26 protein-coding genes are annotated in these 26,665 nt (G+C 66.8%); 11 read left to right on the forward strand and 15 right to left on the reverse strand.

What is annotated here, in order from left to right:
* Nucleotides 1-138 precede the first annotated feature (138 nt).
* Nucleotides 139-1,365, forward strand: coding sequence for an ROK family protein (locus ELQ94_RS14280; protein ID WP_127051035.1), 1,227 nt, complete (start codon nucleotides 139-141; stop codon nucleotides 1,363-1,365).
* Nucleotides 1,366-1,505: 140 nt separating this feature from the next.
* Here ELQ94_RS14280 and ELQ94_RS14285 read toward each other — a convergent pair whose 3' ends face one another.
* Complete coding sequence (locus ELQ94_RS14285) at nucleotides 1,506-1,769, reverse strand: hypothetical protein (protein WP_127051036.1); 264 nt, start codon at nucleotides 1,767-1,769, stop codon at nucleotides 1,506-1,508.
* Between the two features lie 171 nt (nucleotides 1,770-1,940).
* Here ELQ94_RS14285 and ELQ94_RS17350 point away from each other — a divergent pair, with 171 nt between their 5' ends.
* On the forward strand, nucleotides 1,941-2,102 hold the full coding sequence (locus ELQ94_RS17350; protein WP_166404816.1) for a hypothetical protein: 162 nt from the start codon (nucleotides 1,941-1,943) through the stop codon (nucleotides 2,100-2,102).
* Nucleotides 2,103-2,389: 287 nt separating this feature from the next.
* Here the strand turns inward: ELQ94_RS17350 and ELQ94_RS14290 are convergent, their stop codons facing one another.
* Nucleotides 2,390-3,286, reverse strand: a complete 897-nt coding sequence (locus tag ELQ94_RS14290; RefSeq protein WP_127051037.1) for a hypothetical protein — start codon at nucleotides 3,284-3,286, stop codon at nucleotides 2,390-2,392.
* Between the two features lie 33 nt (nucleotides 3,287-3,319).
* Nucleotides 3,320-3,907, reverse strand: a complete 588-nt coding sequence (locus tag ELQ94_RS14295; protein ID WP_127051038.1) for a GNAT family N-acetyltransferase — start codon at nucleotides 3,905-3,907, stop codon at nucleotides 3,320-3,322.
* A 247-nt stretch (nucleotides 3,908-4,154) separates the two neighbouring features.
* On the opposite strand from ELQ94_RS14295, the gene ELQ94_RS14300 reads away from it, so the two are divergent.
* Entirely contained in the window at nucleotides 4,155-4,952 is a 798-nt protein-coding gene (locus ELQ94_RS14300) for a DUF4352 domain-containing protein (RefSeq protein WP_127051039.1), read from the forward strand.
* A 778-nt stretch (nucleotides 4,953-5,730) separates the two neighbouring features.
* On the opposite strand, the gene ELQ94_RS14305 is transcribed toward ELQ94_RS14300, so the two are convergent.
* From ELQ94_RS14305 to ELQ94_RS14320, 4 genes are all read right to left on the reverse strand, one after another.
* Nucleotides 5,731-8,706 (reverse strand): type I restriction endonuclease subunit R, encoded by a 2,976-nt coding sequence (locus ELQ94_RS14305; RefSeq protein ID WP_127051040.1) that lies wholly within the window; start codon nucleotides 8,704-8,706, stop codon nucleotides 5,731-5,733.
* Complete coding sequence (locus ELQ94_RS14310; RefSeq protein ID WP_127051041.1) at nucleotides 8,703-9,749, reverse strand: restriction endonuclease subunit S domain-containing protein; 1,047 nt, start codon at nucleotides 9,747-9,749, stop codon at nucleotides 8,703-8,705. The genes ELQ94_RS14305 and ELQ94_RS14310 overlap by 4 nt, the downstream gene beginning before the upstream one ends.
* A gap of 145 nt (nucleotides 9,750-9,894) precedes the next feature.
* On the reverse strand, nucleotides 9,895-11,421 hold the full coding sequence (locus ELQ94_RS14315) for a type I restriction-modification system subunit M (protein WP_127051042.1): 1,527 nt from the start codon (nucleotides 11,419-11,421) through the stop codon (nucleotides 9,895-9,897).
* 243 nt (nucleotides 11,422-11,664) lie between these two features.
* Complete coding sequence (locus tag ELQ94_RS14320) at nucleotides 11,665-12,993, reverse strand: Fic family protein (protein ID WP_127051043.1); 1,329 nt, start codon at nucleotides 12,991-12,993, stop codon at nucleotides 11,665-11,667.
* 251 nt (nucleotides 12,994-13,244) lie between these two features.
* Here ELQ94_RS14320 and ELQ94_RS14325 point away from each other — a divergent pair, with 251 nt between their 5' ends.
* Nucleotides 13,245-13,844 (forward strand): G5 domain-containing protein, encoded by a 600-nt coding sequence (locus ELQ94_RS14325; protein ID WP_243697045.1) that lies wholly within the window; start codon nucleotides 13,245-13,247, stop codon nucleotides 13,842-13,844.
* 179 nt (nucleotides 13,845-14,023) lie between these two features.
* Nucleotides 14,024-14,332: a hypothetical protein gene (locus tag ELQ94_RS14330; protein WP_127051044.1), complete on the forward strand. Its 309-nt coding sequence runs from the start codon at nucleotides 14,024-14,026 to the stop codon at nucleotides 14,330-14,332.
* Nucleotides 14,333-14,364: 32 nt separating this feature from the next.
* Here ELQ94_RS14330 and ELQ94_RS14335 read toward each other — a convergent pair whose 3' ends face one another.
* Complete coding sequence (locus tag ELQ94_RS14335) at nucleotides 14,365-15,354, reverse strand: LacI family DNA-binding transcriptional regulator (protein ID WP_127051045.1); 990 nt, start codon at nucleotides 15,352-15,354, stop codon at nucleotides 14,365-14,367.
* A gap of 161 nt (nucleotides 15,355-15,515) precedes the next feature.
* On the opposite strand from ELQ94_RS14335, the gene ELQ94_RS14340 reads away from it, so the two are divergent.
* Genes ELQ94_RS14340 through ELQ94_RS14360 form a run of 5 tightly spaced genes read left to right on the forward strand, consistent with a single transcriptional unit; the run spans nucleotide 15,516 to nucleotide 19,872 of the window.
* Complete coding sequence (locus ELQ94_RS14340) at nucleotides 15,516-16,805, forward strand: ABC transporter substrate-binding protein (RefSeq protein ID WP_127051046.1); 1,290 nt, start codon at nucleotides 15,516-15,518, stop codon at nucleotides 16,803-16,805.
* Entirely contained in the window at nucleotides 16,802-17,725 is a 924-nt protein-coding gene (locus ELQ94_RS14345; protein WP_127051047.1) for a carbohydrate ABC transporter permease, read from the forward strand. The genes ELQ94_RS14340 and ELQ94_RS14345 overlap by 4 nt, the downstream gene beginning before the upstream one ends.
* A 1-nt stretch (nucleotide 17,726) precedes the next feature.
* On the forward strand, nucleotides 17,727-18,635 hold the full coding sequence (locus tag ELQ94_RS14350; protein WP_127051048.1) for a carbohydrate ABC transporter permease: 909 nt from the start codon (nucleotides 17,727-17,729) through the stop codon (nucleotides 18,633-18,635).
* Between the two features lie 20 nt (nucleotides 18,636-18,655).
* Nucleotides 18,656-19,555, forward strand: coding sequence for a nucleoside hydrolase (locus tag ELQ94_RS14355; protein ID WP_166404818.1), 900 nt, complete (start codon nucleotides 18,656-18,658; stop codon nucleotides 19,553-19,555).
* 41 nt (nucleotides 19,556-19,596) lie between these two features.
* A complete protein-coding gene (locus tag ELQ94_RS14360) occupies nucleotides 19,597-19,872 on the forward strand; it encodes a hypothetical protein (protein WP_127051050.1) in 276 nt (91 codons plus the stop codon).
* A gap of 97 nt (nucleotides 19,873-19,969) precedes the next feature.
* On the opposite strand, the gene ELQ94_RS14365 is transcribed toward ELQ94_RS14360, so the two are convergent.
* Together ELQ94_RS14365 and ELQ94_RS14370 are read right to left on the reverse strand one after the other, a co-directional pair.
* The gene (locus ELQ94_RS14365; protein ID WP_127051051.1) at nucleotides 19,970-20,572 is read right to left on the reverse strand and encodes a DUF1700 domain-containing protein; all 603 of its coding nucleotides are present in this window, start codon (nucleotides 20,570-20,572) and stop codon (nucleotides 19,970-19,972) included.
* Complete coding sequence (locus ELQ94_RS14370) at nucleotides 20,565-20,975, reverse strand: PadR family transcriptional regulator (RefSeq protein WP_127051052.1); 411 nt, start codon at nucleotides 20,973-20,975, stop codon at nucleotides 20,565-20,567. Before ELQ94_RS14370 ends, ELQ94_RS14365 begins: the two co-directional genes overlap by 8 nt.
* A gap of 70 nt (nucleotides 20,976-21,045) precedes the next feature.
* Here ELQ94_RS14370 and ELQ94_RS14375 point away from each other — a divergent pair, with 70 nt between their 5' ends.
* Entirely contained in the window at nucleotides 21,046-21,558 is a 513-nt protein-coding gene (locus ELQ94_RS14375; protein ID WP_127051053.1) for a hypothetical protein, read from the forward strand.
* 14 nt (nucleotides 21,559-21,572) lie between these two features.
* Here ELQ94_RS14375 and ELQ94_RS17355 read toward each other — a convergent pair whose 3' ends face one another.
* The 5 genes from ELQ94_RS17355 to ELQ94_RS14400 form a co-directional block, all read right to left on the reverse strand.
* Entirely contained in the window at nucleotides 21,573-22,196 is a 624-nt protein-coding gene (locus tag ELQ94_RS17355; protein ID WP_166404820.1) for a hypothetical protein, read from the reverse strand.
* Nucleotides 22,197-22,266: 70 nt separating this feature from the next.
* Nucleotides 22,267-22,815: a histidine phosphatase family protein gene (locus ELQ94_RS14385; protein WP_127051055.1), complete on the reverse strand. Its 549-nt coding sequence runs from the start codon at nucleotides 22,813-22,815 to the stop codon at nucleotides 22,267-22,269.
* Nucleotides 22,812-23,936, reverse strand: a complete 1,125-nt coding sequence (locus ELQ94_RS14390; protein WP_127051056.1) for an ABC transporter ATP-binding protein — start codon at nucleotides 23,934-23,936, stop codon at nucleotides 22,812-22,814. Before ELQ94_RS14390 ends, ELQ94_RS14385 begins: the two co-directional genes overlap by 4 nt.
* 46 nt (nucleotides 23,937-23,982) lie before the next feature.
* Nucleotides 23,983-25,662: an ABC transporter permease gene (locus ELQ94_RS14395; protein WP_243697046.1), complete on the reverse strand. Its 1,680-nt coding sequence runs from the start codon at nucleotides 25,660-25,662 to the stop codon at nucleotides 23,983-23,985.
* Nucleotides 25,646-26,662: an extracellular solute-binding protein gene (locus ELQ94_RS14400; protein ID WP_127051057.1), complete on the reverse strand. Its 1,017-nt coding sequence runs from the start codon at nucleotides 26,660-26,662 to the stop codon at nucleotides 25,646-25,648. Before ELQ94_RS14400 ends, ELQ94_RS14395 begins: the two co-directional genes overlap by 17 nt.
* Between the last annotated feature and the right edge of the window lie 3 nt (nucleotides 26,663-26,665).

The following is a 26,665-nucleotide window of genomic DNA, read 5'->3' on the forward strand; positions in this document are numbered from 1 at the left end:
TGGGTGGAGGTGGGTGCGGGGTGGGTGCGGGGTGCGTGTCGGGCGGGTGCGGCATGGGTGTTTCGGGTGCGGACCGGTGTCGCACGGGAGCCGCAGGGTGGACACGGCGGGTGCGGCGCGGGGATACTCTTGGCGATCATGAGTGCGACGACGACGTTGACGACGGGCCGAGCGGTGGGCGTGGGCCCGCGCTCCGCGAACGTCGCCGCCGTGCTCGACACCGCGTGGTCCGTCCCCGCCTTCACCGCGACCGACGTGATCGGGGCCACGGGCCTCGCCCGGTCCACGGCGATCGCGCTGTGCGACGAGCTCATCGAGCTGGGGTGGCTCGCGGAGCTCGACGACTCCCGGCTGTCCGGGGCCGAATACCGCAAGGGCAGGCCCGCCCGCCGGTATGCGCTCCGAGAGGACGCCGGCCTGCTCGTGGGCGTCGACGCCGGCGCGCACTCGATCACCGCGGTCGTCACCGACCTGCGGGGGCGGGAGGTCGCGCGGTCGCAGCGCGTGGTGGACCCGGAAGCGGCCGGTGACGAACGGATCGCGGCGATCGACGCGGGGATCAACGAGGCGCTTGCTGGCGCTGGATCAGCGACCGTGCTGTGCCTCGCGATCGGCATCCCGGCGCCCGTGGATACGCAGGGGCTGTCGCCCGAGCGCGACCCGTTCTGGCAGCGCGTGAACCCCCGGATCGCCGAGCGGATCGCCGACCGCGGCTGCCCGGTGATCGTGGACAACGACGCGAACCTCGCGGCACTCGCCGAGGGCAGGATCGGCGCGGGCGTCGGCCTCGAGTCGTACATCACGATCGTGAGCGGGGAGCGCTTCGGCGCCGGTTACGTGATCGACGGTCGCCTCGTTCGCGGTCGCGGCCAGGCGGGCGAGCTCCACCTGCTCGACCTCGTCGACGGCGTCGGTTCTACGCTCGGAGTCGGCGCGGTCCTGCGCGACTGGGCGCGGGAGCATCACGCGGCCGGCACGATCCCCGCCGCCAGCCCGCTCGCGCAGCTGCCCGTCGACAAGCTCGGAGCCCGTGCCGTTTTCGAGGCGGCCGCCGCGGGCGACCCGGTCGCGCTCGACATGCTCGACCGGATGGCGGACCGCCTCGCCCGCATCGGCGCCGTGCTCGGCGGACTGCTCGACGTGGAACGCATCGTCTTCGCCGGCGCCCTCGCCCCGTCGATGCCGCCGCTCCTCGACCTCACGACCGCGGCGCTCGCCGGCTACATGAACGCGGATCCGCCGGAGCTCGTGGCCTCGACCCTCGGCGCCGACATCGTCGCCCAGGGCGCGATCGCGAGCGCGATGGAATATGTGCGCCGCAACGCGCTGTCGATCGATATGTCGACGGGGCCCGCGGCTCCCTGAGCTCGCCCTCGGAGACGCCCGCGCCGTCCCTGAGCTTGTCGAAGGGTCGCAACACCCGTACCCCCGACTCCCGCAAACGAACGCAACCACCCGCGCCCTGAGCCTATCGAAGGGCTCGTTCCCATCCTCCCGCTGAGGCCCTACCGCGCGAGAAGCCCGCCGATCAAACTCGCAATCATCACAAACGCCAACATCGCCGTGAAGATCGCGCCGATCCAGATCCCCCACCACGCGACGGTGCCGGGGCCGCCGGATCGTTTTGCAGTGCGATAGCTCGACACGCTCACGATCAGACCGAGCGGCGGGATCACCACCGACAGCACCAGACCGATGAGCGCGAGACCGATCCCCGGTTCGTCGAGCTTGGCGATATCGTTCTGCAGGTTGCTCTGCCCAATACTCATTTGGGTACCTTTCAGTCTGTTTGAAACCTAGCACGCGGGGTTTTGAGATGGTTGTCCCCTCTTTGACCTACTCCGCATCTACATAGGGACTGCTAGCGTCTCGGGTGGTGGAGCTCTCCGTCGTATTCCGACGCGACGCTCGGAGTATCCGACAGCTCGAAAGGACCCGTCATGATCGCTGATATCGCGGGCCGACCTGAGGGTGCGTATGTGCTCGCGCTCCTCCTTGCCGTTGCGGTCGGTCTCGTGATGTCGCATCGGACGGCGCGAGCGACGGTGTCCGTGGTGCTGGTATCGGCCGTGTTCGTCGTGGGCGCATCCACCCGCGTGTAGGACGCTCCGTTCGCTGCTCCCCTGTACGTCGTCGTTGCAGCCGTAACCAGCATCGTCGTCGCTGCTGTGCAGCTCGCAGACAGTCCATTGCTTGTGGGCGAGCCGTGGTGGCGGAAGTTCCTGCTCGTGATGGTGCACGAAGGTTCGGTCCGACGGGCAGCTCAGGTGCAGTCGAGGGCAGTGCCCGACGTCCCGCGGGGCTGAGCGCGGAGCACCGCCTCATCCTGGGTGCAACGGCTCGTCATCGGAGGTCAGGCACGGGCCCAATGGCGACGTAGCCGCTCACATCACTCGTGGTCGGTGACACCCGGGAGATCGGGCGATGTCGACCGCTCGGTTGCGCCGGCCCGGCTGCGGAGTCGCGCGAGGCTCGGGTGCTCCTCGAGCGCCTCAACCCCATGGGTCATGAGCGTCGTGATGAGAGATGCCGATGGCACGTACTCGCCTCGCAGCATGAGGGGCGATGTGGAGTCGAACTGGCAGACCAGCGTCCACTGCTCCGTCTCCGGGTAGAGGGCCGTGATCGCCGAGTAGTAGAAGCTCAACCACTGGCCACCGACCTGGCATAGCAGCCGCTGGTTCGAGACCACGAGCCGGACGCCCTGGTGCTCGCGCCACTGCTCGCGCGCCATGGCCTCGGCCTGAGATCGCCGAGAGACGTTGCCGATGGCCGACGCACCCACGGCCGCAAGGACGAAAGCGGGGTGACCGAAGGCGAAACCGCTCGACTGCGAGTAGGTGACGTCTCGGCCGTAGTAGCGGGCATACGACGAGGGGACGTCGTAGAAGAAGACCTCGCCCTGGTTCGGCACGAGATCCCAGACGCGGATCGTCGCCGGCGCCTCTCGTCGGGACAGAGCGGCGAGGAGGTGCTCGGCGTCGCTCCACGCCTGACGTTGCAACGATTCGGCCGGAGTGAACTTCCCTTTCGCGTGCCGACGCCGGAGCGCCCATGCGCGGAGCACCTTGATGCCCGCGCGCAGGGAGATGATGAACGCGATGACGGGGCCGATGAAGGTGACGGCGATCATGACGAGGCCGAGGAGAGCCAGGCCCATGTGATCCGTCCCGCTCAGCAGGGTCACGATGTAGGCCCCGCCGAAGTAGATGGCGGGAGCCGCGAGCAGGCTCACCACCCACCGGGCGTGACGTCGGATGAGCGTGCGCGCGGACGAATCGGTCATTACGTCAGTCTGGCGGAGTGTCGGGACTCGGACCTATGGGTGTATGGATGAGCCGGTGAGCCCGTCGACCCTCGGAGCTGGCTCATCGTGCCAGGGGACGGGAGTCGTCTCGCCGGACTCCCAATCGCGGCGCAGGATCGCATAGGCGACGGACGCCACGGGATCCGCGCCGGCGACGGGCCATCCGTCGCGATAGTGCGCCTCTTTCACCCACCCGGCGCGGAGGAAGGTTCGCCGCATCGGGATGTTGTCCTCGCGCGTCTGCCCCTCGAACCGATTCACAACGGGGAAGCGTTCGAACACCTCATGCGTCAGGGACCGCAGGACCAGCTCCCCAAACCCTCGACCCCGGGCGTCGGTCGCAAGCCGGAGGTCGAACAGGGGAGCGTCGTCCTCGAGATCCTGGAGCGTCGCGACCCCGATCTGTTGCCCGTCCACATGCACCCAATAGGACGCGTTGTCGGGACCGTCGAAGGATCCAGCCGCGATTCGCGAACGAACGTCGTCCGCTGTGGGCCGTGCCGACATGTGAAACGGGTACTCGTGCGAGCTGATGAACGTGACCAGGGCGTCGTCGTCGGCCGGGCGCTGGAGGGGGAGGAGGGTGACCTCTTGGGGCATGGGGTTAAGTCTCTCAAGAGCGGAAAGCGGTCGGGGTCGATTGCGGGACTCCGAGACCTAAGAGGACTCGTCCTCCGAAAGCAGCTTTCGATGCTCCGTCTGGATTGCGGGGGTCGGCACCCGGTCCTCTGGTGGCGGTTGGCGCCGCCACCAGAACGGGGGGAAGATTCAATGCTCACGCATAGGAAATACTGAGGATTGCACACGTTTTGTGCACGACCCGAAAATTACATACCTGGAGTAACTCGTGACGTACGCCCCGCCGGCTGGACAGCCTTTTTCCTACCCGACTCAGCCCGCAACGCCTACACCGAAGGCAAAGAACACCATCGGGCTCATTGCTCTCATCGTTGCAATCGTGGCCTTCGTGTTTGCTGTCATCCCGCCCACCTCTTTCATCGCTTGGCTCCCCGCGGTCGTCGCTATCGTGCTGGCGATCATCGGCCTCACGCGTAAAGACCAGAAGAAGGGGACGTCGATTGCGGCGATCGTCATTGCTCCGGTCGCATGGATCATCGCCATCATCGTCGCGTTGACGGCGACCCTCTTCGCGGTCGGAGACGCGATCGATGAGGCCGGCTCTGCCCCTAGCGTGGGGTCATCGGTGGAGGAGCCGACGCAGGGAAGTGACAGTGAGCCCGAGGCGCCATCCGAGGCCGTCATCGGCGACGCGGTTGTGAACGATGATGGCGTGTCATTCACTGTCACGGGCATGACGTGCGGCCTGGCTTCGGCCGGTGAGGCTCCATTCGACGCAGACGCATCGGGCGAGTTCTGTGAAGTGAAGCTGTCTGTTTCGAACGGCTCCTCCGAGCCCATCTCAATCTCAGGCGGTGATGTGAAGGGTTTCATCGGTGAGTCCTCGTACGAGGCTGACACGTTGACGAGCTCGTTCGGTGACGACATCTACCTCGCCGACGTCAACCCAGGACTCTCCACCGAGGGTGTCCTCTACTTCGACGTCCCCGCAGGACAGCAGCTCGAGCTCGTCGAACTCTCGACGCTCTTCGGATTCGGCGACGGTGTCATCGTGCGCGTCAGCTAGGTCTTCAATAAGGAGCGCCCGCAGTCGGATCATCGATCTGACTGCGGGCGCTTCTTGCATCAGGCAACGCTCGTTCTGTTCCCGTGTCTGCGGTCTGCCTATTCGGAATGGATCGAGCCGGGGAACCCGGGGATGAATCGACCCCGCAAGTGCTCCCGCAGTCCCGGATCGCAGACATAGACGAACGTGCCCCGTCAGTAGCACCGAGTAGATGTTGCGGACGTACTGCAGGACAACATTGTCGCTGTAGACAACCCCGAGTCGCTTTTTGTTCTCCTTCTCGTCGACGGCGTCGGTTCCACGTTCGGCGTCGGTGCGGTGCTGCGAAACTGGGTACGCCAGCAGCTCGCGGCCGGCACGATACCGAAAACCAGCCCGCGCAGCACCCCGTCGACCAGCTCGGGGCCCCCGCGGCGTCTTCAAAACGGCCGGACCCGGTCGCGCTCGACGTGCTCGACCGGATGGCGGACCGCCTCGCCGCATCGGCGCCGTGCTCGGCGGACCTCGATGCCGCCGCTCCTCGACCTCACGACCGCGGCGCTCACCACCTACATGAACGCGAACCCGCCGGATCTCGTCGCTCAACTCTCGGTGCCGACGTCGGTGCCCAAGGCGCAATCGCCAGCGCGATGGAATACGTGCGCCGCAACCGGGGCGTGCAGCAACCGACCCAAAGTCAGGAATGATGTCGACATCAAGACCTGGAAACCCTGAGCCATCAGATGGCAACCGATACGGGAGAGCGCCGAGAGTCTGAACGGCGCGATGCTCTCTCTTATTAGTAGTGCTTGAGGATAAATCGCCAGGCAGAGTTCATAGGCTCGCCGGTGCGCGGCAGCTGATATCTCTTGAACAGCGCATTCAACTCGCGCTTCACAGCTTTCATCGAAGACTCTTTGGTCGTCCACCTTTCGTGCACAGCGTGGCGCACGAGCGTGTCGACTTCGGTCGCGATCTGACTGACCATCACGGTCATACCGGCCGGGGTATGTTCCTCGAATATGCGGGTGAGCATCCCGACCTGCGGATTCGGTAGATCGTCGAGCACTCCGTCATCGTCGGCCGCTTCGGCAGCCTTCAGATCGGTTGCGACCTCGAAGAGTTTCGTCAACCAGGCGATTGAGTCATCTGCGTCCGAGATAACCCGCTGCCGGAGCTGGTCTAGGCGTTCGGCGATCGAACTGTAGGTCTCTCTGTTCGCTCCGCCGCCTTCGAGCTTTCTTCGAATCCGCGCGGTGAGGCCGTCAACGATCTCTTGCGCCGAGCGGCCCACGTACTCAGTCGGAACCGGCGGCAACTGACCGGTGTCGGTCATCTTCCGGATCGTCTCCGCGTCGGTAATCACCACGGCCATGTTGCCGTCATCAACGCGCACGTTGCGCATGTGCTCGTGCACCAGCTGTCGGGTCTTCGGGCCCAACCGCTCCCACAAGATGTCGTCCTCGTCACCCTCGCTAGGGATGGCCGCGTAGACCTGCGCGTACCATCGGTAGTCCGGCTCCCAGTCCGAAAGTTGCGCGTCTGGCGCGATTGTCTCCCACAGCCCTTGCGCGTACAAGTATTCAGCGCGGAACTCAGCACGGTCCTCGCTGTTCCGTGGCAGGCGCTCCAGCGCCGATTGCAGCGAGTCCATCGAACCGTCTCGGTGAATTCCTACGAAACGGCGGCGCATCTCGCGCAGCGCCGTGTCCAGGCTCACCAATAGGCCGTGCGTCTCGATCTGCCGCTGCGCGTGCTCGGGATTGGTGGGAGCAATCGCGCGCGCGAACGCTCCGCCGAGACCGACATAGTCCACGATTGTGCCGAAGCGTTTGACGAACCCGCTCCGAGGATTGCGCCAGGGCCTGTTAGTCCGGGTGATCGCCTGGAACAACGTATGCAGCCTCATGGGCTTATCCAGGTACAGCACACCCTCGATGGGCGCGTTAAATCCAGTCCCGAGCTTTGCAGTTACGACGAGGAACTTCAGCCGGTCGGTCCCATCGCGGAATCGATCCAGTAGAGCCTCCTCCTCGCCCTCGGATAGCTTGAAGGGCTCGAAATTGGCCTTGCCTGTCGCGGAGATCACCACAGCGACCTGGTCGTCACGGCCGCTCCCGGCCAGCGCATTCCGCAAGGCTTGGTCGTAGAGGATACACAGTTCCTGGTCGGCGACAATGACCTGCGCTTTCATGCCGTGCGGGTCTATCGAAGCGTAGAAGTGGGCGACTATGTCAGCGGCGATCTTCCGGATCCGCTCGGGATTGTGGAAGATTGCACGAGCGTTGGCGACTCTGCGCGAAAAGACCTCCTTCTGCTGATCGCTGAGCTCTTCCTCCTCCGCAAGAGTGTCGAAAGCGGCGTCTAACTCTTCTTTCGCCACCTCGAACCGCACAGGCCGGGGTACTACCCTCATCGGCACTGTCGTTCCGTCTGCGATGGACCTATCCGAATCGTAGGTGTCCAATGCCCACCCGGGATCGCGCTCGTCGCCGAACAGCCGATAAGAGTTGCGATCCAAGTCAGCGATCGGTGTGCCGGTGAATCCGAACCGATGCGCGTTAGGCAGTGCTGCTCTCATGTCTCTGCCGAGAGACCCCTCCTGCGTCCGATGAGCCTCGTCGACCAGCAAGATCACGTTCGCCCGCTCGGTGAGAATGCCAGCACCGGCGAACTTGTGCACCGTGGTGGCGATGATTCCTCGCTCGCCTGTGCGCAGGGCCGTCTGCAGTGCTGCCGTAGTCTGTGCCTTAACTGGCTCTGGAACCCCCGCCGAGGTGAACTGGGAGAAAGTCTGCGTGACCAACTGTGTCCGGTCGGCGACGGCAACGATTGTCGGGTTGTGCATCCGCTGATCAAAGTAAAGCCGGGTGGCCACCCACGACATCGTGAGCGTCTTCCCTGATCCCTGGGTGTGATAGAGGAGACCCCGAGCTCCCGTTTCACTTGTGGCACGGGAGATGATCTTTTCTACCGATTCGTACTGGAAATACCGCGGCAGCAGCTTGATTGTGCGCACAACGCCGTCATCGGACTGCCGATCGTAAATCGCATAATGCTCGATAAGGTTTAGCGCCACCCGTGGAGCGAGAAGACCCGCGACGCTCATCTCGACGCGCTCCCATCCCTCGATCGTCGCGGATACCGCGCTTGAACCCCACCGCTGCCAGTGATCCAGAGGGGTCCGGACCCCGGCGTAGCGGAAGTCTTTGCCCTCGGTCGCGAACGACAGCAGATTCGACGCGAAGAACGCCGGCTGACTCTCCTCGTAGGCCGCGTAGATATCCTTTGCGCCGTCCTTCCAGCCCTTGATCATGGACACCGGGGTCTTTGTCTCGCCGACCACGATCGGAATGCCGTTGACCCACAGCACCACGTCAAACCGAGCACCCAGGTAGGTGACCTCGTCCGAGACCAGCAGCGTGTTGTTTGCCGGATCTTCAAAGTCGATCAATCGGAAGGGCTCGTCATGGTTGGTGTCAGGCATAAGCACCGTTCCACCACCTCGCAGGAGCTGCGTGAACTCCTCGTTGGCCGCCATGAGACCTTCGGATGAAGCTGACAGAGCCACCTGGCGCACCTTCGCTAGAACAGCATCAGTCCTGCCCACCAGCCCCGGGTTCAAACGTTCGATCGCGCCGCGGAGGTCAGACTCGACGAAGACCTCTTGCGAGGTGCGGGGAAGCTCCTTCCCAGCCACGTATGTCCAGCCGGCACCGCTGAGCAGGTCAAGTAGCGCGGCCTGGACGGTCCCTTTCTCGGTATAGCCGGTCATGTGGCCGCCTCCTCGTTGAGGTTCCGGAACTTGTCATAACTCGCCGGGATCTCGTGCTCCCCGGACAACAGCACTGTAAGTAGGTTGGAGCGCAGAGTTCGGAGCGCGCTGGCCGCGGCGCTGGTAGCGACTCTGTCGAGGTCGATCGCGTCAAGCGTCCGAGCGATCGAGTCTTGCTCTTGGCTCGCGATGTCAGGTACCTGGATTGACATGAGCTCGGCTCGATTGACCTTGGGCATCTTCGTTCGCCCTGACCGAGCTACCGCTTGGTCAGTAAAGTGCCGCGTCAAAAGCAGGTGACGTAGGAAGCTGACGTTGCCGTCCCCGATCGGGAGCATCGGGTAGGCATCCGCGCTGCACAGCCCTCGCCAGTCCGGCACCGCGACCTTCCTCAAGTTCGGCCGAATCTTCGAGTAAACAACAGTTCCTGCTTCGTGGAGGAACTTCCCACTGGTAACGGCGTCTTCCTTGGCTGTCACCACGCCCACGAGATCGCCAGTCCCGGATCGGATGCGCTCGGTTCCGATATGGGGAAGCTCACAGTATTCACCGTCGGTCGGGTTTACTAGCTTTCCAGCGATACTTGCCTTGGTACTCAGCGAGGATAGCGATGGATGGTGACCCCATATCAATAGATCTCGCGCCGATTCGAGGAGGGCGAATGCCGCATCCGCCTCGACCTCTGCCGCTTTGACCGCGTCGTCGATAGCTGTGATCAGGTCAACCATCCGGTGTTGGTCAGAGAGACACGGGAGTGTGAGCGGGATGGATTCGAACGCCGACTTGCTCAGTGTCTTGCGTCGAAGCACCGTGCCGACGCACCGCGACGCCATCTCCTCGTGGAATACAGGCGAGGTTGTCAGAAGGCCCATGTAGAGGGGCAACAACCTTGATCGGTCGAGGGTATATACGGGGAATGTTTGGGGAGTGACGAAGGCGCCCTCGAAGTCGGACATGACTACGGTGCTGGGAGCCTCGAACGCAGTGATCGTGCGGTAGACCAGGTCATCGCGACGAAGTTCCATGAGCTTGTCAAACTTCATTGAGTCTCCGCGCACAGGGTGGCGATCCATCAGCCCCCAGCCGCTCCGCTGCACCCCGACTACGCGATAGAGCTCGTTGGCAAGCACCGGCGTGAAATCAGATCGGCGAATCGCAACGTCGCCCAGCCTGACTTTCTGCCACCCGTCACGCATCGAAGCCGGCCGCCCGAAGTCGCAGGTCCAATGCAGTACGTGCGGCATCCGTAGCCTCCTGCGCCTCACGCAAGGAAGCCAAAGCGGCGTCGACGTCTGCTTCAGCTAGAGTCTCCGTCTGGATATAGCGTCCGATATTCAGGTTGTATCCGTGCCCACGGATCGTGTCACGATGCACAAGTTCGAGGGAGATCTTCCCCTCACCATCGACGTCTTCGCCTCGCTTGTAGGCCGCGTCTATCGCGTTGACATCATCGGCGCCAAGGGTGTTTTGATTCTTCGCGGACCTGAATCGCGCACGAGCATCGACGAATAGGACGTGATCCTTGCGTTTGGTGCTTTTCTTGGCGCGGAAGATCAGCAGGCTGACTGGGATGGTGGTCGAATAGAACAGGTTGTTCGGTAGGCCGATGACGGCTTCCAGCTTGTCTTGTTCGATGACCCACTCTCGGAGTTCGGCCTCGCGGCCGCTGCGGAAGAGAACGCCATGGGGCATAACTACTCCTACACGTCCCGTGCCGGGGTCCATGACCGAGAGCATGTGCTGGATCCAGGCCCAATCACCGTTCTTCGTCGGCGGAACGATGCCGCCGAGGGCGCGCTTATGTGGGTCTTTCGCCCACGTTTCCGCCGGCCAGCTGTCCAACGAAAACGGTGGATTGGCGATCACGACGTCAAATTTCCGGAGTTTGCCCGACTCATCCAGCAGCTTGGGCTCGCGGAACGTGTCGCCACGCTTAATCTCGAAGTCCTCCACGCCGTGCAGATATAGGTTCATCCGCGCGATCCCCGCGGTGGTGAGGTTTTGCTCCTGGCCGTAGAGGTTGAGCGACCGCGGATTACCATCATTCAGTTTCACCGCTTCGACGGTTTCTACGAGCATGCCGGCGGAGCCGCAGGCGGGGTCGCAAACTGAATCGCCGGGTTGCGGGTCGAGAATCTTGACCAACAGGTGCACGACGTGGCGAGGTGTGAAGAACTCGCCGGCCTTCTTCCCTGAAGCCTCGGCAAATTCTCGTAATAGGTACTCATACGCGGACCCGAGCATGTCGCCGGAAACATGGGCGGGGTCGAGAGTGAGCTTGTCAAACACCTGCATGAGCGAGCGCAACGCCTGTTGCGGAATCCGCTCTTGATTCGACCAGTTCACATCCCCGAAGACGCCAGCAAGCTTGCCCGGGTTCGCTTCTTGAACGGCGACAAGAGCCTTGTTCAGCTTCGTGCCTGAATTCTTGGTGACGTCATACGTGTCCTCCCAGTGTGCGCCGGCAGGTATGACGAACGTCTGATACTCCTCATCTTCCTGAGCCTGAGACCAGCCATCGCCAAGATCATCGAGCGCTTCGGCGTGGTAGTAGTCGTGGACGTCGCTGATCCACTTGTAGAACAGCACGGGGAAAACGAACGCCTTGAAATCACCAGGATCTACCGGTCCGCGGAGCGCGTTGGCCGCGCTCCAAAGTGACTGCTCCAACTGACGCTGCGTGAGGTGGTCGGGGTTGACGGACGCGAGCGCCACTTAGTATCTCCTTGCTGCATCGGCGGGGTCGTCCCGACGCACATCCCACCGTAGTAGTCGCTGCCGTCCCCGAGCCTGGTCAGACCCTATTGGCGCGATAATTCTGGGCACGGTGCGCAGCGATCCACATCCCAGCGGTGTCGCCCGAACATGTCCGACTTGACTCCGACCAGCAGCTCGCGAGATGTGACTGAAGTACCCGCCACCTCATCGTGTGGATCACGAATCCTTCGTTCGTAAGCCTTAGGACCGACCCCCTCGGCCCCTCGGCGGCCCGCAGCTGAGAAGCGCGACCTCGCCAGAGGGGCCTCCGGCATTTCGTCCCGCTATCTCCGAGTCTGGACCAACTCCCGCCCGCCCGCCCGCCCGCCTCCTCCGCGCCCGTGCCCCGAACGCATCCAGCGCCCCCAGTACCTCCCCGGCTTGCCAATGACGATTGCGGCGGCCAGCGGTCGCCTGCGTCAGGACGCCCGCGTCGACCAGCTTCCTCACGGAACTGTCCGCGGCAGGTTCGCTCACTCCCAGTTCTCGAGCGACGAGCTTCACCGTGACGACGGGTTGGCGCAGCAGCAGGTTCTTGAGACCGTGCACGGAGGAGTGGCTGCGCGCCCGCACCGCGGAATCCCAGCGTGCCGCGATCTCGGTGATGTCCTTCTCGAGGAGGCGGCCGTTGCGGATCGCCGCGAAGGCCGCCTCTGACATCGCTTCGATGATCGGGCGTACGTCGCCCTGACGGTAGGCGGTCAGCGCCCGGAAGTACCCCTCGGTGTCGCCGAGCAGTCCCGCCGATACGGGTACGGTCACGTTCCTCGTCACGCCGCTGGCGCGCAGCATCGCCTGCACGAGCGCGCGCCCTGTTCTGCCATTGCCATCGGGGAAGGGGTGGATCGTCTCGAATTGCGCGTGCGCGATGGCGAGCTGCGCCATGACGGGCAGATCAGCGCGACGGGCGAAGCTCATCACGTCGTCCATCAACGCGGAGACCCGATCCTGATGAGGAGGGATGAAGGTCACGTTATGAGAGGAGACGGAGCCCCCGCCGATCCACACCTGCTCGTCCCGCCACCGGCCAACAATGTCCGGGTTCGACTTCTCGAGCAGCGCTCGATGCATCGTGAGGATCGCGTTCGCGTCGAGGTGGTCGGCGAGCGAGATGGCAGCCTCCATCGCGGCGACATTGCCCACGACCAAGCGCGCATTCTCGGACGTCTCGTCGCCGATCTGAGCGAGAGCGACCTGCTTCGCACTCGAGGTGAGGTTCTCCACCTCGGAGCTCGATGCGCTCTCTGTGCGGAGCAGGATCGAGGCGAACGGTGCCGCCAGCGTCCCGGCCTCGGTGTCGAACCGCGTGAGTTCTCGGCTGGCATCTTCCGAAGCGGCGATCAGCTCGGCTGGCAGGGAGACGTCCTGCTCGGCGATGAACGGCGGTACGGCCGCCTCGTAGGGCCCGGAGGCCGCCCGGAGACGTCGTCGCGATCCGACCTCGTGTCCCGAGCGCGACCACGAGTGCGCTTCGACGCGTGTGACAGGCCAGGCCGCTGGAGCGACGGTGTCGTCCCTTTCGCTGGTCATGAAGTCATCTTACTCAAGCTTTAGCCTAAAAGCTTGGGTAAGGACATGAATGGAGAGAAAACGACGTGCCCACGTCCGGTCTGCCACCGCCCCCGCCTGCCCCTCGAACTGGGACCTGAGCGCTCCTCACAACATCTGTCACGCTGGGGTTCCCTGCAGCCGACACCGATGTCGGCACCCCGTTCGAAAGCCCCCCCATGAACCCGAACCTCGTTCTTTCGTCGTACCCGAAATCCTCCCGCTCGCCGCGTTTGACCCGCTTGCGGATCGCCCTTCCGCTCGCCGCCCTCGCGATGTCCGTGGGGCTCCTCGCGAGCGGTTGCTCGTCGTCCGCCGACGACGCAGGGAACACGAACGCCAGTGTCCGCACGCTCGTCGACGCCGAGGCCCAGACGCCCACACCCACTCCGACCCCCGAGGTGATGGTCGAACGGGTCGAGGTGACCGAGCCGATCCCGTACACGTCGTCGACGATTGACGACCCGAGCATGGATGCGGGAGTCCAACGGGTGTCCACGGCCGGTGCGAACGGCACCAAGACAATCGTGTTCGAGGTGACCTCTGAGGACGGCGTCGAGATCTCACGCACCGCCGTCGCGGAGAGCGTCACGGTCGCACCGGTCAACGAGGTCATCTCAGTGGGATCCAAGGCAAAGGTCGCCGCACCCCCGCCTGCGCCGGCCGGTGACTGCGACTCCAACTACTCCGGAGCATGTGTGCCGATCGCCTCTGACGTCGACTGCGCCGGAGGCTCGGGCAACGGCCCGGCGTACGTCGATGGCCCCGTCCGCATTGTCGGCTCGGACATCTACGACCTCGACCGCGACGGCGACGGGATCGCCTGCGACTGACGTCGGGATCGGTGCGTGGGCACTGTGTGCGACGGCGGACATTCTCATCGTCGAGGCGTACATCCCGTTTTCGGCGCTTGATTGGCGGAAGCGCTGAGCAGGCTCTGGTTCGCTCGCCATGGTCACGAGAGGGAGGCGGTCCGTTGACTGAGACGACGACGCCTCCCTATCGTCGACATATGGAACACGCCGACACCGCGATGCGACGCGCGGGAACTCGGGGACCGGGGCCGGCAGTTGCCCTGTTCACCCTCGGCATCCTCGTCACCTGCATCCGCTTCCCGCCGGCGGACCTGACGGGCTGGATAGCGCAGACCCTCGGCATCCCGCTCGGCGTCCCATTCCTCTTCACAGCCCTGCTGTTCGGCGGCGCCGCGTGGATCCTGCACACCCCGAACTCACGTCACCGCGTCCTCCGCGTCGTCTCCCTGATCGCCGCCATCGCGTCGGCCATCACCGGCGTCTTCACGATCAGCACGTCCGTCTGACGATCGGGCACAACGCCCGACGGCCGCGACCCCTACCGCTCCGCGTGCGCCCCGCACGACTCCCGAACCACGAGCTCGAACCCCACGGTCTCGTGACGCGACCCCGCGGATTCCCCGCCCCGCACCATGTCGAGGGCGCGGCGGGCGATGTCGTGGATCGGCTGGCGCACGGTGGTGAGGGGAGGGAGGGAGTAGGCGGAGTGCTCGGTGCCGTCGAACCCTGTGACGGCGACCTGCTCGGGTACGGAGAGGCCGAGCCGGTGGCAGGCGAACAGCACGCCGTAGGCCTGCTCGTCCGTGGCGCAGTAGACGGCCCGGGGGTGATCGGGGCGGGCGAGGAGATCGAGCATGACCTGGGCGGCTTGGGCGCGGGCGATTCCGCTGCTCACCTCCGTGATCGCCACCCCGGCCGCGTCCGTTGCGCGGTGCACGCCGTTGCGGTGCTGGCGTGAACCGGCGGCGTCCGCCGGGCCGTTGAGGAGCGCGATCGAGGTGTAGCCGTGTTCCACGAGGTGCGTTGCGGCTGCATAGGCCGCCTCCTCGTAGTCGATCGAGATCGACGACGCAGGCACGGAATCCGGGACGGGGTGCAGGAGGACCACAGGGATGCCGGCCTGCTGCAGCGGCTCGAGGTCGGGGGTGTCGTGGACGGAGACGAGCACGACCGCGTCGACGCGACGGTCGACGAAGGCCGTAATGGTCGAGCGCTCCCGCTCGGGGTCGAGACCGGAGTCGCCGATGAGGAGCAGGTCGCCGTGAGCGGCTGCCGCCTCCTCGAGCGCGCGCGCGAGTTCGCCGAAGAAGCGGTTCGCGATGTCGGGCACCACGAGACCCACGGACGACGTCCGGCCGTGGCTGAGGGCGCGGGCGAGAGCGTTGGGGCGGTAGTCGAGCTCGCGCGCGGCCTGGAGAACGCGTTCGCGGGTGGCCGGCGACACGTTGCGCGGCCCGTTGTTCACCACGTAGCTGACGACCGCGGTCGACGTGCCGGCACGCTGAGCCACATCCCGCGCTGTCGTCATCGACTCTCTCCCTCTATCCGCTTAGATCAACTGACTGTAGCGGACGATTAAACCCCAAGAATAGTTGTTTTCCCGGCGTTCACCGCACTAAAGTGCCGTCTAAGCGGTTCATCTAACCGCGTAGATGACGCCGCTCGGCGGGGGTTCGAAGGAGACGCACCATGAGACGACCGACCACCATCACCGCCGGCGTGATCGCCGCAGCACTCGCCCTCACGGGTTGCGCGGGTTCCGCGGATTCGTCGGGCTCGTCGGGCGACGGCTCCGGCGCCGTGTCCTTCGTGGGCCCCGAAGACCCGGCGGTGTTCGCCCCGGTGATCGACGCGTTCGAGGCGGCGTACCCGGACATCACCGTTGACTACACCCAGGTGCCCTTCGACACCTACGCGACGACGCTGCAGCAGCGGCTCTCGGCGAAGGACGACACCATCGACGTGTTCGCTGTCGACCAGCCGAACCTGGCGCAGATCGCGGCGCAGGGCTTCCTCGAAGACCTGAGCGACCTCGAGGACGAGGCGAAGGCGGCCACGTCCGCTGCGCAGTTCGACATCAACATCTACGACGGCACGATGTACGCGCTGCCGGTGTGGAACTCCACCCAGATGCTCTTCTACAACAAGGACATCCTCGACGCCGCGGGCATCGAGGCCCCCTCCCTGAACCCGGACGAGCGGTGGACGTGGGAGCAGGTCGCCGAGGCGGGCGCCCAGGCGCAGGCCGCGGGAATCGAATCCGGCCTCCTGCTCGAGCAGGCCGAGGCCTACTACCAGCTGCAGCCCCTCATCGAGTCGCTCGGCGGCGGCTCGGGCATCACCGGTGACGACATGCTCACCGCGGACGTGACCACCGACGGCTGGGTCGAGGCCATGGAGTGGTACGGGGGGACCTTCGAGTCCGGACTGTCGCCGCGGGGCGTCGGCGGGTTCCAGACGAGTGCCGTGTTCACCGACCAGAAGACGGCGTTCTTCGTCGGCGGCCCGTGGGACATCGGCGGCTTCGCCGACGCCGACTTCGCGTGGGGGATCGCCCCGCACCCGTCCTTCGACGGTGGCGAAGCCGTCACCCCCACCGGCTCCTGGTCGTGGGGCGTGAACACCGCGTCGACGAACAAGGATGCGGCGCGCACCTTCCTCGAGTTCGTCGCGCTCGACGCCGCGGGAAACCTCGCCTCCACCGAGACGCAGACCATCATCCCCGCCAACACGGAGGCCGCAGCCGAGTACCTGCCGAAGCTCGAAGCGCTCGGCGGCGACAACAGCGCCGGTGCAGCGGACCTCATCACCTACGAGATCGAGAACACCGCCGTCGCCCGTCCCGTCTCGATCGGCTACGTCCAGTTCGAGTCGATCATCAACGCGGCGATCGCGGACATCCGGAACGGTTCGGACGCCATGGAGCGGCTCACGCAGGCTCAGCAGCAGATCGAGGACGCCTGGAGCCAGCTGCGATGACCTCCCTCGCGCGCGGAGCGGGCACGGCGAATCGCCGCGCCCGCTCCCGGGGCGCCCGCTCGTGGATGAGGGGGCCGGCCCCGGTCGCGCTCCTCTTCCTCCTGCCGGCCCTCATCGCGCTCATCGTGCTGCGGCTCGCGCCCGCCGGTGTGGCCCTCGTCGACAGCCTCTACCGCGAGAGCCTGCTCAGCGGCACCACCTTCGTCGGTCTCGGCAACTACCTCGAGCTGTTCGCCAACCCCGACTTCCAGAACTCGATCACCGTGACACTGCTGTTCACCGTGATCGTCAACCCGCTGCAGGTGGCCGCGGCGTTCCTGCTCGCGGTGCTGTTCACGCGGAAGGCGGCGGGCTCGCGGTTCTGGCGCTCGCTCGTCATCCTGCCGATCGCCGTTCCGCCCGCGGTCTCCGCGGTGATCTGGAGCGTCATCTACCGGCCCGACGGCCTGGGCAACGGGATCCTCGCCGTGTTCGGGATCCCGCCGCAGTCGTTCCTCACATCGCCGGAACAGTCGCTCATGTCGATCATCGTGCTGCTGTCGTGGATCGGCGTCGGCTACTGGATGATGTTCCTCATCGCGGGCATCAACGACGTGCCGGGCGAGTACTACGAGGCCGCATCCCTCGATGGCGCGTCCGCGTGGCGGCAGCTCTGGACGATCACGTTCCCGCTGGTGCGGAGGCCGCTGGCCTTCGTGCTCGTCGCGGACACCGTGTCGAACTTCCTCATCTTCGCCCCCGTCCAGATCCTCACCAAGGGCGGACCGAACGGATCGACGAACCTCCTGATGTACGACATCTTCACGCGCGCCTACACGTTCGCGGACGTGAACAAGGCTCAGGCCGAGGTCGTCATCCTCGTGCTGATCACCATCGTCATCGTCGCGCTCCAGTTCCGCCTGCTCCGGACGGAGGACTGATATGACCGTTTCCGCTCCCCGCCGAAGCTCAGTCCAGCGCCGCTCGAGCCAGCGACACTCGGGCCGACGTCGCCCGAGCACCCGCCGCTCCGTGCTCTTCATCGGCACGACCCTGCTCGCGGCCGTCGCGGGGATCGCGTTCTTCGCTCCGCTGTGGTGGTCGTTCGTCAACTCGCTGCGGCCGGGCTCCGAGACGTTCCGCTACCTCAACCCGCTGCAGTGGCAGACGTTCTTCACGCTCACGCCGACGCTCGACAACTACACCGCGCTGCTCGACACTGACCTGTCGCGGGCGATCCTCAACTCGCTCATCGTCAGTGTCGTGACCGTCCTCGCGGGGCTCGCGGTCTGCGCGACGGCGGCGTTCGGGCTCTCCGCGTTCCGGTTCCGCGGCCAGGGCCTGCTCTTCTCCGTGGTCATCCTCACGTTCCTCATCCCGTTCGACGCCATTGCGATCCCGCTCTCCGACATGTTCCGGGACTGGAACCTGCAGAACACCTTCGTCGGGCTGATCCTCCCGGGTATCGGAAACGGGATGGCGATCTTCCTGCTGCGCACCTTCTTCCTCGCCATCCCCGAGGAGCTCGTGGAGGCCGCGCGACTCGACGGGCTCGGCTGGTGGGGCGTGTTCACGCGCATCTACCTGCCGCTCTCGCGTCCAGCCCTCATCGGGGCCGGCCTCATGCTCTTCCTCTTCCAATGGCAGGCGTACGTGTGGCCGCTGCTCATGGGCACCGACCGGGAGCACATCCTCGGACCCGTCGCCCTGTCGAATCTGCAGGGTCAGTTCCAGGTGGACTACGGAGTGCTCTTCGCGGCGTCGATGGTCCTCGTCCTCATCCCCCTCATCATCATCCTCAGCTTCCAGCGCTACTTCATCCAGTCCGTGACCACGTCGGGGATGAAATGATCTCGACCGAAAGAGACACCATGAACACCCCGCACCGCGTCATCCTCGACACCGACATCGGCAGCGACGTCGACGACCTCATGGCCCTGGTGCTCCTCCTCGGCACGCCGTCGGTGGAGCTCGTCGGTGTCACGACGGTCTACGGGGACACCGCTTTGCGGGCCCGACTCGCCCACCGCGTCCTGGGGATGGCGGGGGCTGGAGTGCCCGTGCACGCGGGTGTCCGCGAGCCGTTGTCCGGACGGGAGGTGTGGTGGGCCGGCCATGAGGGCGCCCTCTACCCCGACCTCGAGGCCGAGACCTACGACTCGGACGAGGCCGTGCGCTACCTCGTCGACACCGTGCTCGCCGCCCCCGGCGAGATCGACGTGATCGCGATCGGACCCCTCACGAACATCGCGGCCGCGCTCACCGCGGAACCCCGCTTCGCCGAGTCCGTCCGTCATCTCTGGGTCATGGGCGGAGACTTCGCCGACGGCACGCCGGAACACAACCTCCGGTCGGACGCCGTCGCGGCGCGGATCGTCTTCGACTCCGGCATGCCCATCACGATCACGGGCCTGGAGGTGACCCGCCGCATCGACATCCGGGCGGAGCAGCTCGAGCGGATCGCGCAGGCCGGCGAGCTCGGCGAGCTCATCCGTGCCGAGATCGAGCAGTGGTGGGCGTTCTGGGACGAGACCTGGAACGTGCCTCACGACCCCGTCACGGTGCTCACCCTCGTGGCTCCCGACCTGTTCGAGGTGACGGCCCCCGGTCACGTCGAGATCGGCGACGGGGAACGCGAGGGATGCAGCACCCACTCGCCGGGCGAGGGGCGCACACGCGTCGTCACGACGCTCGACGTCGACGCGGTGGGGGAGCGGATCGTCGCCGGGATCGTCGACGCCACCGATGCCCGGCCCTCCGAGGGCGAGTAGCGTCGGACCTGAGCAACAACGACGAGAAAGAGGACGACACGATGACATCGGATCGACAGATGCAGCCCGGCGAGACCTACACCGCGATCTTCGAGGGCGGGCCGTTCGACGGCCAGACCGAGGATCGCCCGAGCATCGATGGCGGGTATGAGGATGTCGTGGAGCAGATCGCCGCCGTCGACACGAAGGAGATGATCGACGTTTATCGTGCGACGAAGAGCCACGTCGTAGGAGAGAACGTCCAGGTCACCTACAGCTGGGACCAGCAGGCCAGTCAGAACGCGCCGGCCGCCGAGGACCGCGACGGCGGCGTCTGAGGACGACCCGCCCTGCTGACGCAGAGACGACGAGCGACCGGGTGCCACGCGCTCGGTCGCTCGTCGTTGTCCACCGAGAAGCCGCGTGGCGAGCCGGCTACCGCCGCCGCAACCGCACCAACAGCCACCCCATCGCGACGATGCTCAGCAGCGACACCCCGATCACGCTCGTCCACGCGAAGTCGAAGAACACGGGGATCCGGAGGACCTCGGTTTCCGAGCTCGAGTCGGCGACCCCGATCCAGTGTGTGATGAACGCCGCCAGTACCGTGATCACGAACGGCCCGATCGTCGCGATCGCCTTCTCGCCCCGTGTCCAGAGCGTCGATGTCCACACGAGCGCGACGCCGACCAAGTAGCCGAGGAACGGGATCACGAACCCGCCGATGCCGAGCGTGATCGCGGCCGCGACGGCGAACTTCGGCGACTCGGAGAGCGGGATCCTTTCTACGACGGTCACGTAACTGGGCTGGCCGGTGTCGGGATCGGGTCGACCGTCACCGGCTTCCACGGCCGCACGGGCGATGAACGCGGGGTCGCCGAGAGTGGCGATGCGACCGCGGGCGTCCGCGTCGGTAAGGCCGTCGAGCTCCTCGGCGATGCCCGCCCAGATGTCGTTGCGGAGGGGCTCGCGCACGTCGCGGAGCTCCGAGGACAGGCGCGCCAGGTAGGTGTCGGCGGCGGGGGAGAAGTCAGGCATCGGGAGTGGTCCCTTCGAGCGGAGGGTCTAGTGGTGAGTCGGAAGCGGGGTCGGTGGGGAGGTCGGGGTCCTCGCCGCGGATCATCGATCCGACGGTGAGGGAGAACGTGGGCCACTGATCGCGGAAGTTGGCGAGTAGTTCCTCGCCCGAACCGGTGAGGCGGTAGTACTTCCGCACGGGGCCGGTGCCGGTCGCGTCCTCGAACGTCGTGACGAGCCCCCGCTCACGAAGCCGTGCGAGCACCGGGTAGAGCGTGCCGATGCTCGCGATGAGCCCCGACCGCACGAGCGTCTCCGACAGCTGCCACCCGTACATCGGCTCCCGCGACAGCAACCCGAGAATGCAGTACTCCACCACGCCCTTGCGCAGCTGCGAGCTGACGTCGGGAGCGGGAGGTGTCATGTATTGCAATATAGCCGAAAGCGAACAGGGCCGGAAGCGATTCGCGCGCTGGGCCGCTATCGTCCTAGCCATGCGCCGCTCGCTCTTCGCCCCTCTCGCCATCGCGGCCGCCGTCGCGCTCGCCGGCTGCTCCTATGGCTCGCCCGTGCCGGACGCAGACGTGTTCGCGTGCTCCGAGGGGGCGACGAACACGGCGTGCCCCGAGATCGGGACGGTCGACTTCGACGGGATGCTCGCGGAGTGGGAGGCGCACGTCGCGACGCTCGAGCTGCCCGCGGGTGCGGAACTGCAGCCGCCCCGGGAGAGCGATCTCGGCGACGAGGAGCAGGGGTACGAGGAGGGCTTCGGCGAATCCGTCGCCCACCACCAGGTGATGTGTGCGTGGAAGGGCGAGTGGCTGGTGCTCGAGGACAAGCAGTCGCCCGAGGCGGTCGACGCGATCGAGTACCTCCGCGGCCTCGTCGAGACGGACGAGTCCACGAGCGATAGCCTCGCGCCGATGCGCGATCTCGACGCGGCTGCGGGCGGCGATCCGGATGGACTGCAGTCGGACTACGACCTCAACTGCGCGGTGCCCGCGTAGCGATTGGTCCTGCGCTACTCCGTCTCGCCGGTGCGCGTCAGCACCAGCCAGCCCTCGTCGATGTCGTCGGTCGCCACGAACGACAGCTGCACGGGTCCGTCCACCATCAGGCTGAGCTCCGTGTAGAGGGCCTCGTTGCAGCGGAGGATCCCCGTACGGAGAACCTCTCCGGCCTCCGCGTCGTCGGCGCCCTCGGCGGCGTCGGAACCCTCGGCCGTATCGTCGCCCGCACCCGAGTCGTCCGCACCTGAATCGTCGGTGCCCGCATCATCCGGCACCGCGGACCGGATCTGGTACCGCGCACTCTCACCGATGCAGGCACCCTCGAGAAGCAGGGGCTCCCCGGAAACCACGGCATCCTCGATCGTGTTCGGCGACGTCGGAGTGTCATCGGGGATCGAGAAGAGCGCTCGCGCGATCTCGTTGTCTGTCACCTCGGGCACCTGCAGGATCGAGGGGCCGTCGTCGTCGTCCGGGCCGGCGGTCGCCGACGGGGTGGGTGTTCCGGACGACGTCGCGGGCGGGTCGGTCTCCGTCGATGGTCCCGGCTCCGGTGCGCAACCGGTGAGCACCGCGCCCAGCAGGAACACGCCCAGGACGGACGCGGCGGATACGCGGGATGCTCGGTGGAACCTCATGCTCCAACGGTAAGCCGCCGCGCGCCCCGGCGCCACGCGGCACCCCGAATCGTGACCGTCGTCGACGACGTCAGGACCGTGGTCCACGCGCCCGTGCGGCCGCTCGACTCGCCCCATCCACCTCGACCCACACGACCTCGCCGTTCTCGATGCGTGGGTGCGGGGTTCCCGTGAGCGCGACGACACCCGCCCGCAGGAACGCCCCGTGGCTCACGACGATCGAGTCGCCCGGCAGAGCCGCGATCCGGCGGAGCGCGTCCCGTGCCCGCTCGCCGAGGCGGTCGAGCGGCTCGGCGCCCGGGTAGCCACCCTCGGGCCAGCGCTCGTGCGCCTCGGCGACGGGCAGGCCCTCCGCGACGCCGTAGTCGCGCTCGATCAGTTCCGGGTCGGCGGGGGCGAGCGGCAGCCCGGTCATCTCGGCGACGATCTGCGCGCTCTCGACCGCGCGCCGCAGCGGCGAGGTCACGATGCGCTCGAACGACGCAGACGACAGCGACCGAGCGGCGGCGCGGAGCTGCTCCGCGCCCTCCTCATCGATCGGGTTGTCGGTGCGGCCCTGGATGAGGCGCGCCGAGTTCCACGCGGTGCGGCCGTGTCGCACGAGGGCGAGCCGCGTCATACGCGGGCGCCGGCTGCAGGCGCGGCGGACGGGACCGCGGCGCCGGCGGACGGGAACACGAGCGCCCGACGGATCGACACGCCGACCCGCTCGCCGACGACGGGCCGGTGGTCCGCAGTGCGACTGCGGAGAGTGAGTCCGCCCCAGTCGAGGATCACGTCGTTGCCGGACCGCCCGTAGAGAGAGGACACCACCACCGCGGACTCGGCGCCCGGTCCGGCCGAAGCAGCAACACCATCAGCCGCCGGCCCCGGCGCCACGAGATCCACGTCCTCCGGCAGGATCGCCACCTCGACGTCCCCGGTCGCGGCCCCGCTCAGGAGCGCCGCGGGAACGTCGACGGGGAACCCGTCCGCCCGGAATCCGGTCGCCGTGCGGGTGCCGGCGACGACGGTCGCGTCGGAGAGGAACCGCGCCACGGCGGCCGACGCCGGTTCGCTGACGAGCTCTGGCGGCGTCCCGATCTGCTGGATCCGGCCGCCGTCGAGCACGACGACGCGGTCGGCGAGGGCGAGCGCCTCGTCGCGATCGTGCGTCACGTGCAGCACGGTGAGGCCGAGCGATCGCGTGAGCGACTGCAGCTCGAGGCGCAGCCGATCACGGAGCGGCTCGTCGAGCGCCGAGAGCGCCTCGTCGAGAAGGAGCACCGAGGGCTCCGCGACGAGGGCGCGCGCGAGTGCCACGCGCTGCCGCTGCCCGCCCGAGAGCGTCGCCGGATCCCGCTTCGCGTAGCCGCCGAGTCCCACGAGCTCGAGCATGCGCTCGACCCGCTCGGTGCGCTCGGCGCGGCCGACGCGCGCTCGCCGCAGCGGGTACTCCACGTTCCGCGCCACGTTCATGTGCGGCCACACGGCGTGCTGCTGGAAGACCATGCCGAGGTGGCGGCTCTCGGCGGGCACGAAGACGCCGTCGCCCGCCACGACCCGATCGCCCAGCCGCACGGTGCCGGACGTGGGCGAGAGGAACCCCGCGACGGTGCGCAGCAGCGTCGTCTTCCCCGAACCTGACGCGCCCACGAGGGCGACGAACTCACCGTGGCCGACGGTCAGGTCGATGTCCTCGAGCCCCACGGCACCCGACGGGTACTGCAGGTGGAGGGAGGAGAGGGTGACGGAGGCCATGACGATCCTTTCGGCGGAACGGGCGGCGGAACAGGGAGTGGGCGGGTCAGCGCGTCGAGCGGCCGGCGAGACCGAGTCCGACGAGCCCCACGACCGTGACGAGGAGGGAGAGAGTGGAGGCCGCGTTGTACGCGCCGGCCTGCTGCAGGTTGAAGATCGCGACCCCGAGGGTCTGCGATCCGGGCGAGAGCAGGAGCACCGAGAGCGTCAGCTCCCGCACGGCGGTGAGCGCCACGAGCACGGCGCCCGAGAGCGCGGCCGGCAGCGCGAGCCGCCACGAGATGTCGAAGAGCGCGCGCAACCGCGTCGCCCCCGAGATGCGCGCCGCCTCCTCCGCGACGAGCGGGATGGAGCGCAGCGGTGCGGCGACGGACTGCACGACGAGCGCGAGGAACGACGTCACGTAGGCGCACAGGATCAGCCACGGTGTGTTGAAGAGGCCGATGTGCGGCGCGATCACGAGCCATGCCACCGCGATGACGAGGCCGGGGATCGCCTGCGGGAAGAGCGCCACGGCGGAGAGCGCGGCGTTGTCGCGTGCTCGTGTCCGTGTGGTGACGGTGCCGATCGCGAGACCGACGATCCCGCAGATGAGGCCAGCGAGCACCGCGAGCATGAGGGAGTTCGCCGCGCCCTCGGTGACGATCGGGGAGGACAGCACGCGCGAGAAGTTGTCGAGCGAGACGTTCTCCGCGGTCAACGGCACCCCGGGCGCCGGCAGCAGCGACTGGCTCACGAGGGCGAGCAGCGGCAGCACCGTGAGCGCCGACACGACCAGCCAGGTGAGGGTGCCGACGAGGGGCCGAGCGCGACCGAGGCGCAGTCGCGCGGGCGGCGTCGTCGAGGCGTCGAGCTCCCACCGTCGCCGCCCGAGAACGGTGTCGGCGACGAGGCCGAGGATCGCCAGAACGAGGAGCACGACCCCCACGGTCGCCACGACGGAGAGCGGATCGTCGACCGTTCCCGACTGGATGTAGCGGTAGACGAGCGTCGAGAGCGTCACGTACTGCTCGGGGGTGCCGACGATCGACGGGATACCGAAGTCGGCGAGGTTGCCGACGCTCACGAGCACGAACGACGAGAGCATCGCGGGCCGGAGGAGTGGCAGGGTCACCGTGGCGAGCGCGCCCGTGGCGGAGGCTCCGGAGATCCGGGCGGCCTGCTCGAGGTCCGTGGGGATGCGGCGGAGCGCCGCCGTCACGATCAGCATGGCGATCGGATAGCTGTGCACGATGAGCAGGAAGATCACACCGTCCCCGCCGTAGATCGACCAGAGCGGCGAACCGAACGCGTCGCTCCAGGCGCGGTTGACCGGACTCACCGGACCGGCGACACCGATCCAGGCGATCGCGCCCACGAACGGCGGGACGAGCAGCGGGCTGAGCGCGATGAGGCGCAGCGCCCGCCGCCCGCGGAGGTCGGTGCGCTCGAGCAGCAGCGCGAACGCGGTGCCGAGCAGCACGGCACCGAGGCCCGACGCGAGCGCGGAGACGATGCTGTTGATACCCGCCTCGAGCACGTCGCCCTCGAGGAGCAGCCCGAAGCGGTTGTCGCCCGCCGCGAGCACGACGATCGCGACGAGCGGTACGAGCACGAGCGCGGCGATGATGAGCCACAGCACGAGCCGCACCGCGTCGGCGCCGTCCCGTCGCATGCGCGGCGCGCGGGAGTGGGCCCGGTCCGATCGGACCGGGCCCACGGGGAGCGTCTTAGTTGAAGAGCTCATTGAACTTCGCGACAGCCTCGTCCTGGGTGGAGCGGATGGTCTCGAGGTCGGGGGACAGCATCTCGATGTCGTCGAGCTCGGGAGCACCCTCGGGCGAGCCGACGTCGTTGCGTACGGGCAGGTAGGACTGCTCCACCGCGAGGGTCTGTCCCTCGGAGCTCACGAGGAAGTCGACGAACGCCTCGGCGGCGTCCGGCACGTCCGTTGCGGAGAAGATGCCGACGGGCTGCGACACGTACGGCACGCCCTCGCTCGGGTAGGCCACCTCGACGGGGGAGCCGGCCGCGGCGAGTTCGCGGACAAGGTAGTCGACGACGATGCCGACGGGTTGCGTGCCGCTCGCGACGGCCTGCGACACCGGTCCGTTGCTCTCGGCGATGACCGGGTTGTTGGCGGCGAGGTCCGTCATCCACGACTCACCGAGCGCGGGCTCGTCGAGCCACACGGCGGCGTTGTACGCGGCGGCACCGGAGACGTCCGGGTTGGGCATGACGATCTGGTCCGCGTACTGCGCGTCCGTCAGGTCGGCCCACGAGGTGGGCGGGGTGTCCACGAGGCCGGTGTTGTAGGCGATGACGGTGGGGATGATGCGGGTGCCGGTGTAGAAGCCCTCGGGATCGACGACGTCGGGGTTGAGCGCGTCGACGTCGGCCGGGCTGTACTCGAGGAGGAGGTCCTCGGCGGCGTAGTCCTCGAAGGTTCCGGAGTCCGCGGCGAGCAGCACGTCGGCCTGCACGTCTCCGCTCGCGCGCTCGGACTCGATGCGGGCGGTGAGGTCACCGGTGCCGGCGCGGAAGACCTCCACCGTCACCTCCGGGTGCGACTCGTTGAAGAGCTCGACCATCGCGTCGATCTTCTCCTGCGGCTCCGACGTGTAGACGGTGAGCGTGGAGGCCTCGGCCGAGCTCTCGGTCTCGGGCGCGGCGCTCGTGCAGCCGGCGAGGAGCAGGGCGCTGAGGGCGAGCGCCGGGATGGCGGTGTACGTGGCGGTGCGGGACATGGG

Origin of the sequence: Labedella endophytica (genome assembly GCF_003990045.1) — a bacterium.
Classification (GTDB): Bacteria; Actinomycetota; Actinomycetes; order Actinomycetales; family Microbacteriaceae; genus Labedella; species Labedella endophytica.

Excerpts from the sequence above, each read along its gene's own strand:
- ELQ94_RS14345 (WP_127051047.1), top strand. The coding sequence starts at position 16,802 with ATGACCTCCCTCGCGCGCGGAGCGGGCACGGCGAATCGCCGCGCCCGC.
- ELQ94_RS14385 (WP_127051055.1), bottom strand. The coding sequence starts at position 22,815 with ATGACGCGGCTCGCCCTCGTGCGACACGGCCGCACCGCGTGGAACTCG.
- ELQ94_RS14360 (WP_127051050.1), top strand. The coding sequence starts at position 19,597 with ATGACATCGGATCGACAGATGCAGCCCGGCGAGACCTACACCGCGATC.
- ELQ94_RS14340 (WP_127051046.1), top strand. The coding sequence starts at position 15,516 with ATGAGACGACCGACCACCATCACCGCCGGCGTGATCGCCGCAGCACTC.
- ELQ94_RS14355 (WP_166404818.1), top strand. The coding sequence starts at position 18,656 with ATGAACACCCCGCACCGCGTCATCCTCGACACCGACATCGGCAGCGAC.
- ELQ94_RS14295 (WP_127051038.1), bottom strand. The coding sequence starts at position 3,907 with ATGCCCCAAGAGGTCACCCTCCTCCCCCTCCAGCGCCCGGCCGACGAC.
- ELQ94_RS14375 (WP_127051053.1), top strand. The coding sequence starts at position 21,046 with ATGCGCCGCTCGCTCTTCGCCCCTCTCGCCATCGCGGCCGCCGTCGCG.
- ELQ94_RS17350 (WP_166404816.1), top strand. The coding sequence starts at position 1,941 with ATGATCGCTGATATCGCGGGCCGACCTGAGGGTGCGTATGTGCTCGCG.
- ELQ94_RS14290 (WP_127051037.1), bottom strand. The coding sequence starts at position 3,286 with ATGACCGATTCGTCCGCGCGCACGCTCATCCGACGTCACGCCCGGTGG.
- ELQ94_RS14400 (WP_127051057.1), bottom strand. The coding sequence starts at position 26,662 with ATGTCCCGCACCGCCACGTACACCGCCATCCCGGCGCTCGCCCTCAGC.
- ELQ94_RS14305 (WP_127051040.1), bottom strand. The coding sequence starts at position 8,706 with ATGACCGGCTATACCGAGAAAGGGACCGTCCAGGCCGCGCTACTTGAC.
- ELQ94_RS14395 (WP_243697046.1), bottom strand. The coding sequence starts at position 25,662 with ATGAGCTCTTCAACTAAGACGCTCCCCGTGGGCCCGGTCCGATCGGAC.
- ELQ94_RS14310 (WP_127051041.1), bottom strand. The coding sequence starts at position 9,749 with ATGAAGTTTGACAAGCTCATGGAACTTCGTCGCGATGACCTGGTCTAC.
- ELQ94_RS14365 (WP_127051051.1), bottom strand. The coding sequence starts at position 20,572 with ATGCCTGACTTCTCCCCCGCCGCCGACACCTACCTGGCGCGCCTGTCC.
- ELQ94_RS14285 (WP_127051036.1), bottom strand. The coding sequence starts at position 1,769 with ATGAGTATTGGGCAGAGCAACCTGCAGAACGATATCGCCAAGCTCGAC.
- ELQ94_RS14350 (WP_127051048.1), top strand. The coding sequence starts at position 17,727 with ATGACCGTTTCCGCTCCCCGCCGAAGCTCAGTCCAGCGCCGCTCGAGC.
- ELQ94_RS17355 (WP_166404820.1), bottom strand. The coding sequence starts at position 22,196 with ATGAGGTTCCACCGAGCATCCCGCGTATCCGCCGCGTCCGTCCTGGGC.
- ELQ94_RS14335 (WP_127051045.1), bottom strand. The coding sequence starts at position 15,354 with ATGACGACAGCGCGGGATGTGGCTCAGCGTGCCGGCACGTCGACCGCG.
- ELQ94_RS14390 (WP_127051056.1), bottom strand. The coding sequence starts at position 23,936 with ATGGCCTCCGTCACCCTCTCCTCCCTCCACCTGCAGTACCCGTCGGGT.
- ELQ94_RS14330 (WP_127051044.1), top strand. The coding sequence starts at position 14,024 with ATGGAACACGCCGACACCGCGATGCGACGCGCGGGAACTCGGGGACCG.
- ELQ94_RS14370 (WP_127051052.1), bottom strand. The coding sequence starts at position 20,975 with ATGACACCTCCCGCTCCCGACGTCAGCTCGCAGCTGCGCAAGGGCGTG.
- ELQ94_RS14280 (WP_127051035.1), top strand. The coding sequence starts at position 139 with ATGAGTGCGACGACGACGTTGACGACGGGCCGAGCGGTGGGCGTGGGC.
- ELQ94_RS14320 (WP_127051043.1), bottom strand. The coding sequence starts at position 12,993 with ATGACCAGCGAAAGGGACGACACCGTCGCTCCAGCGGCCTGGCCTGTC.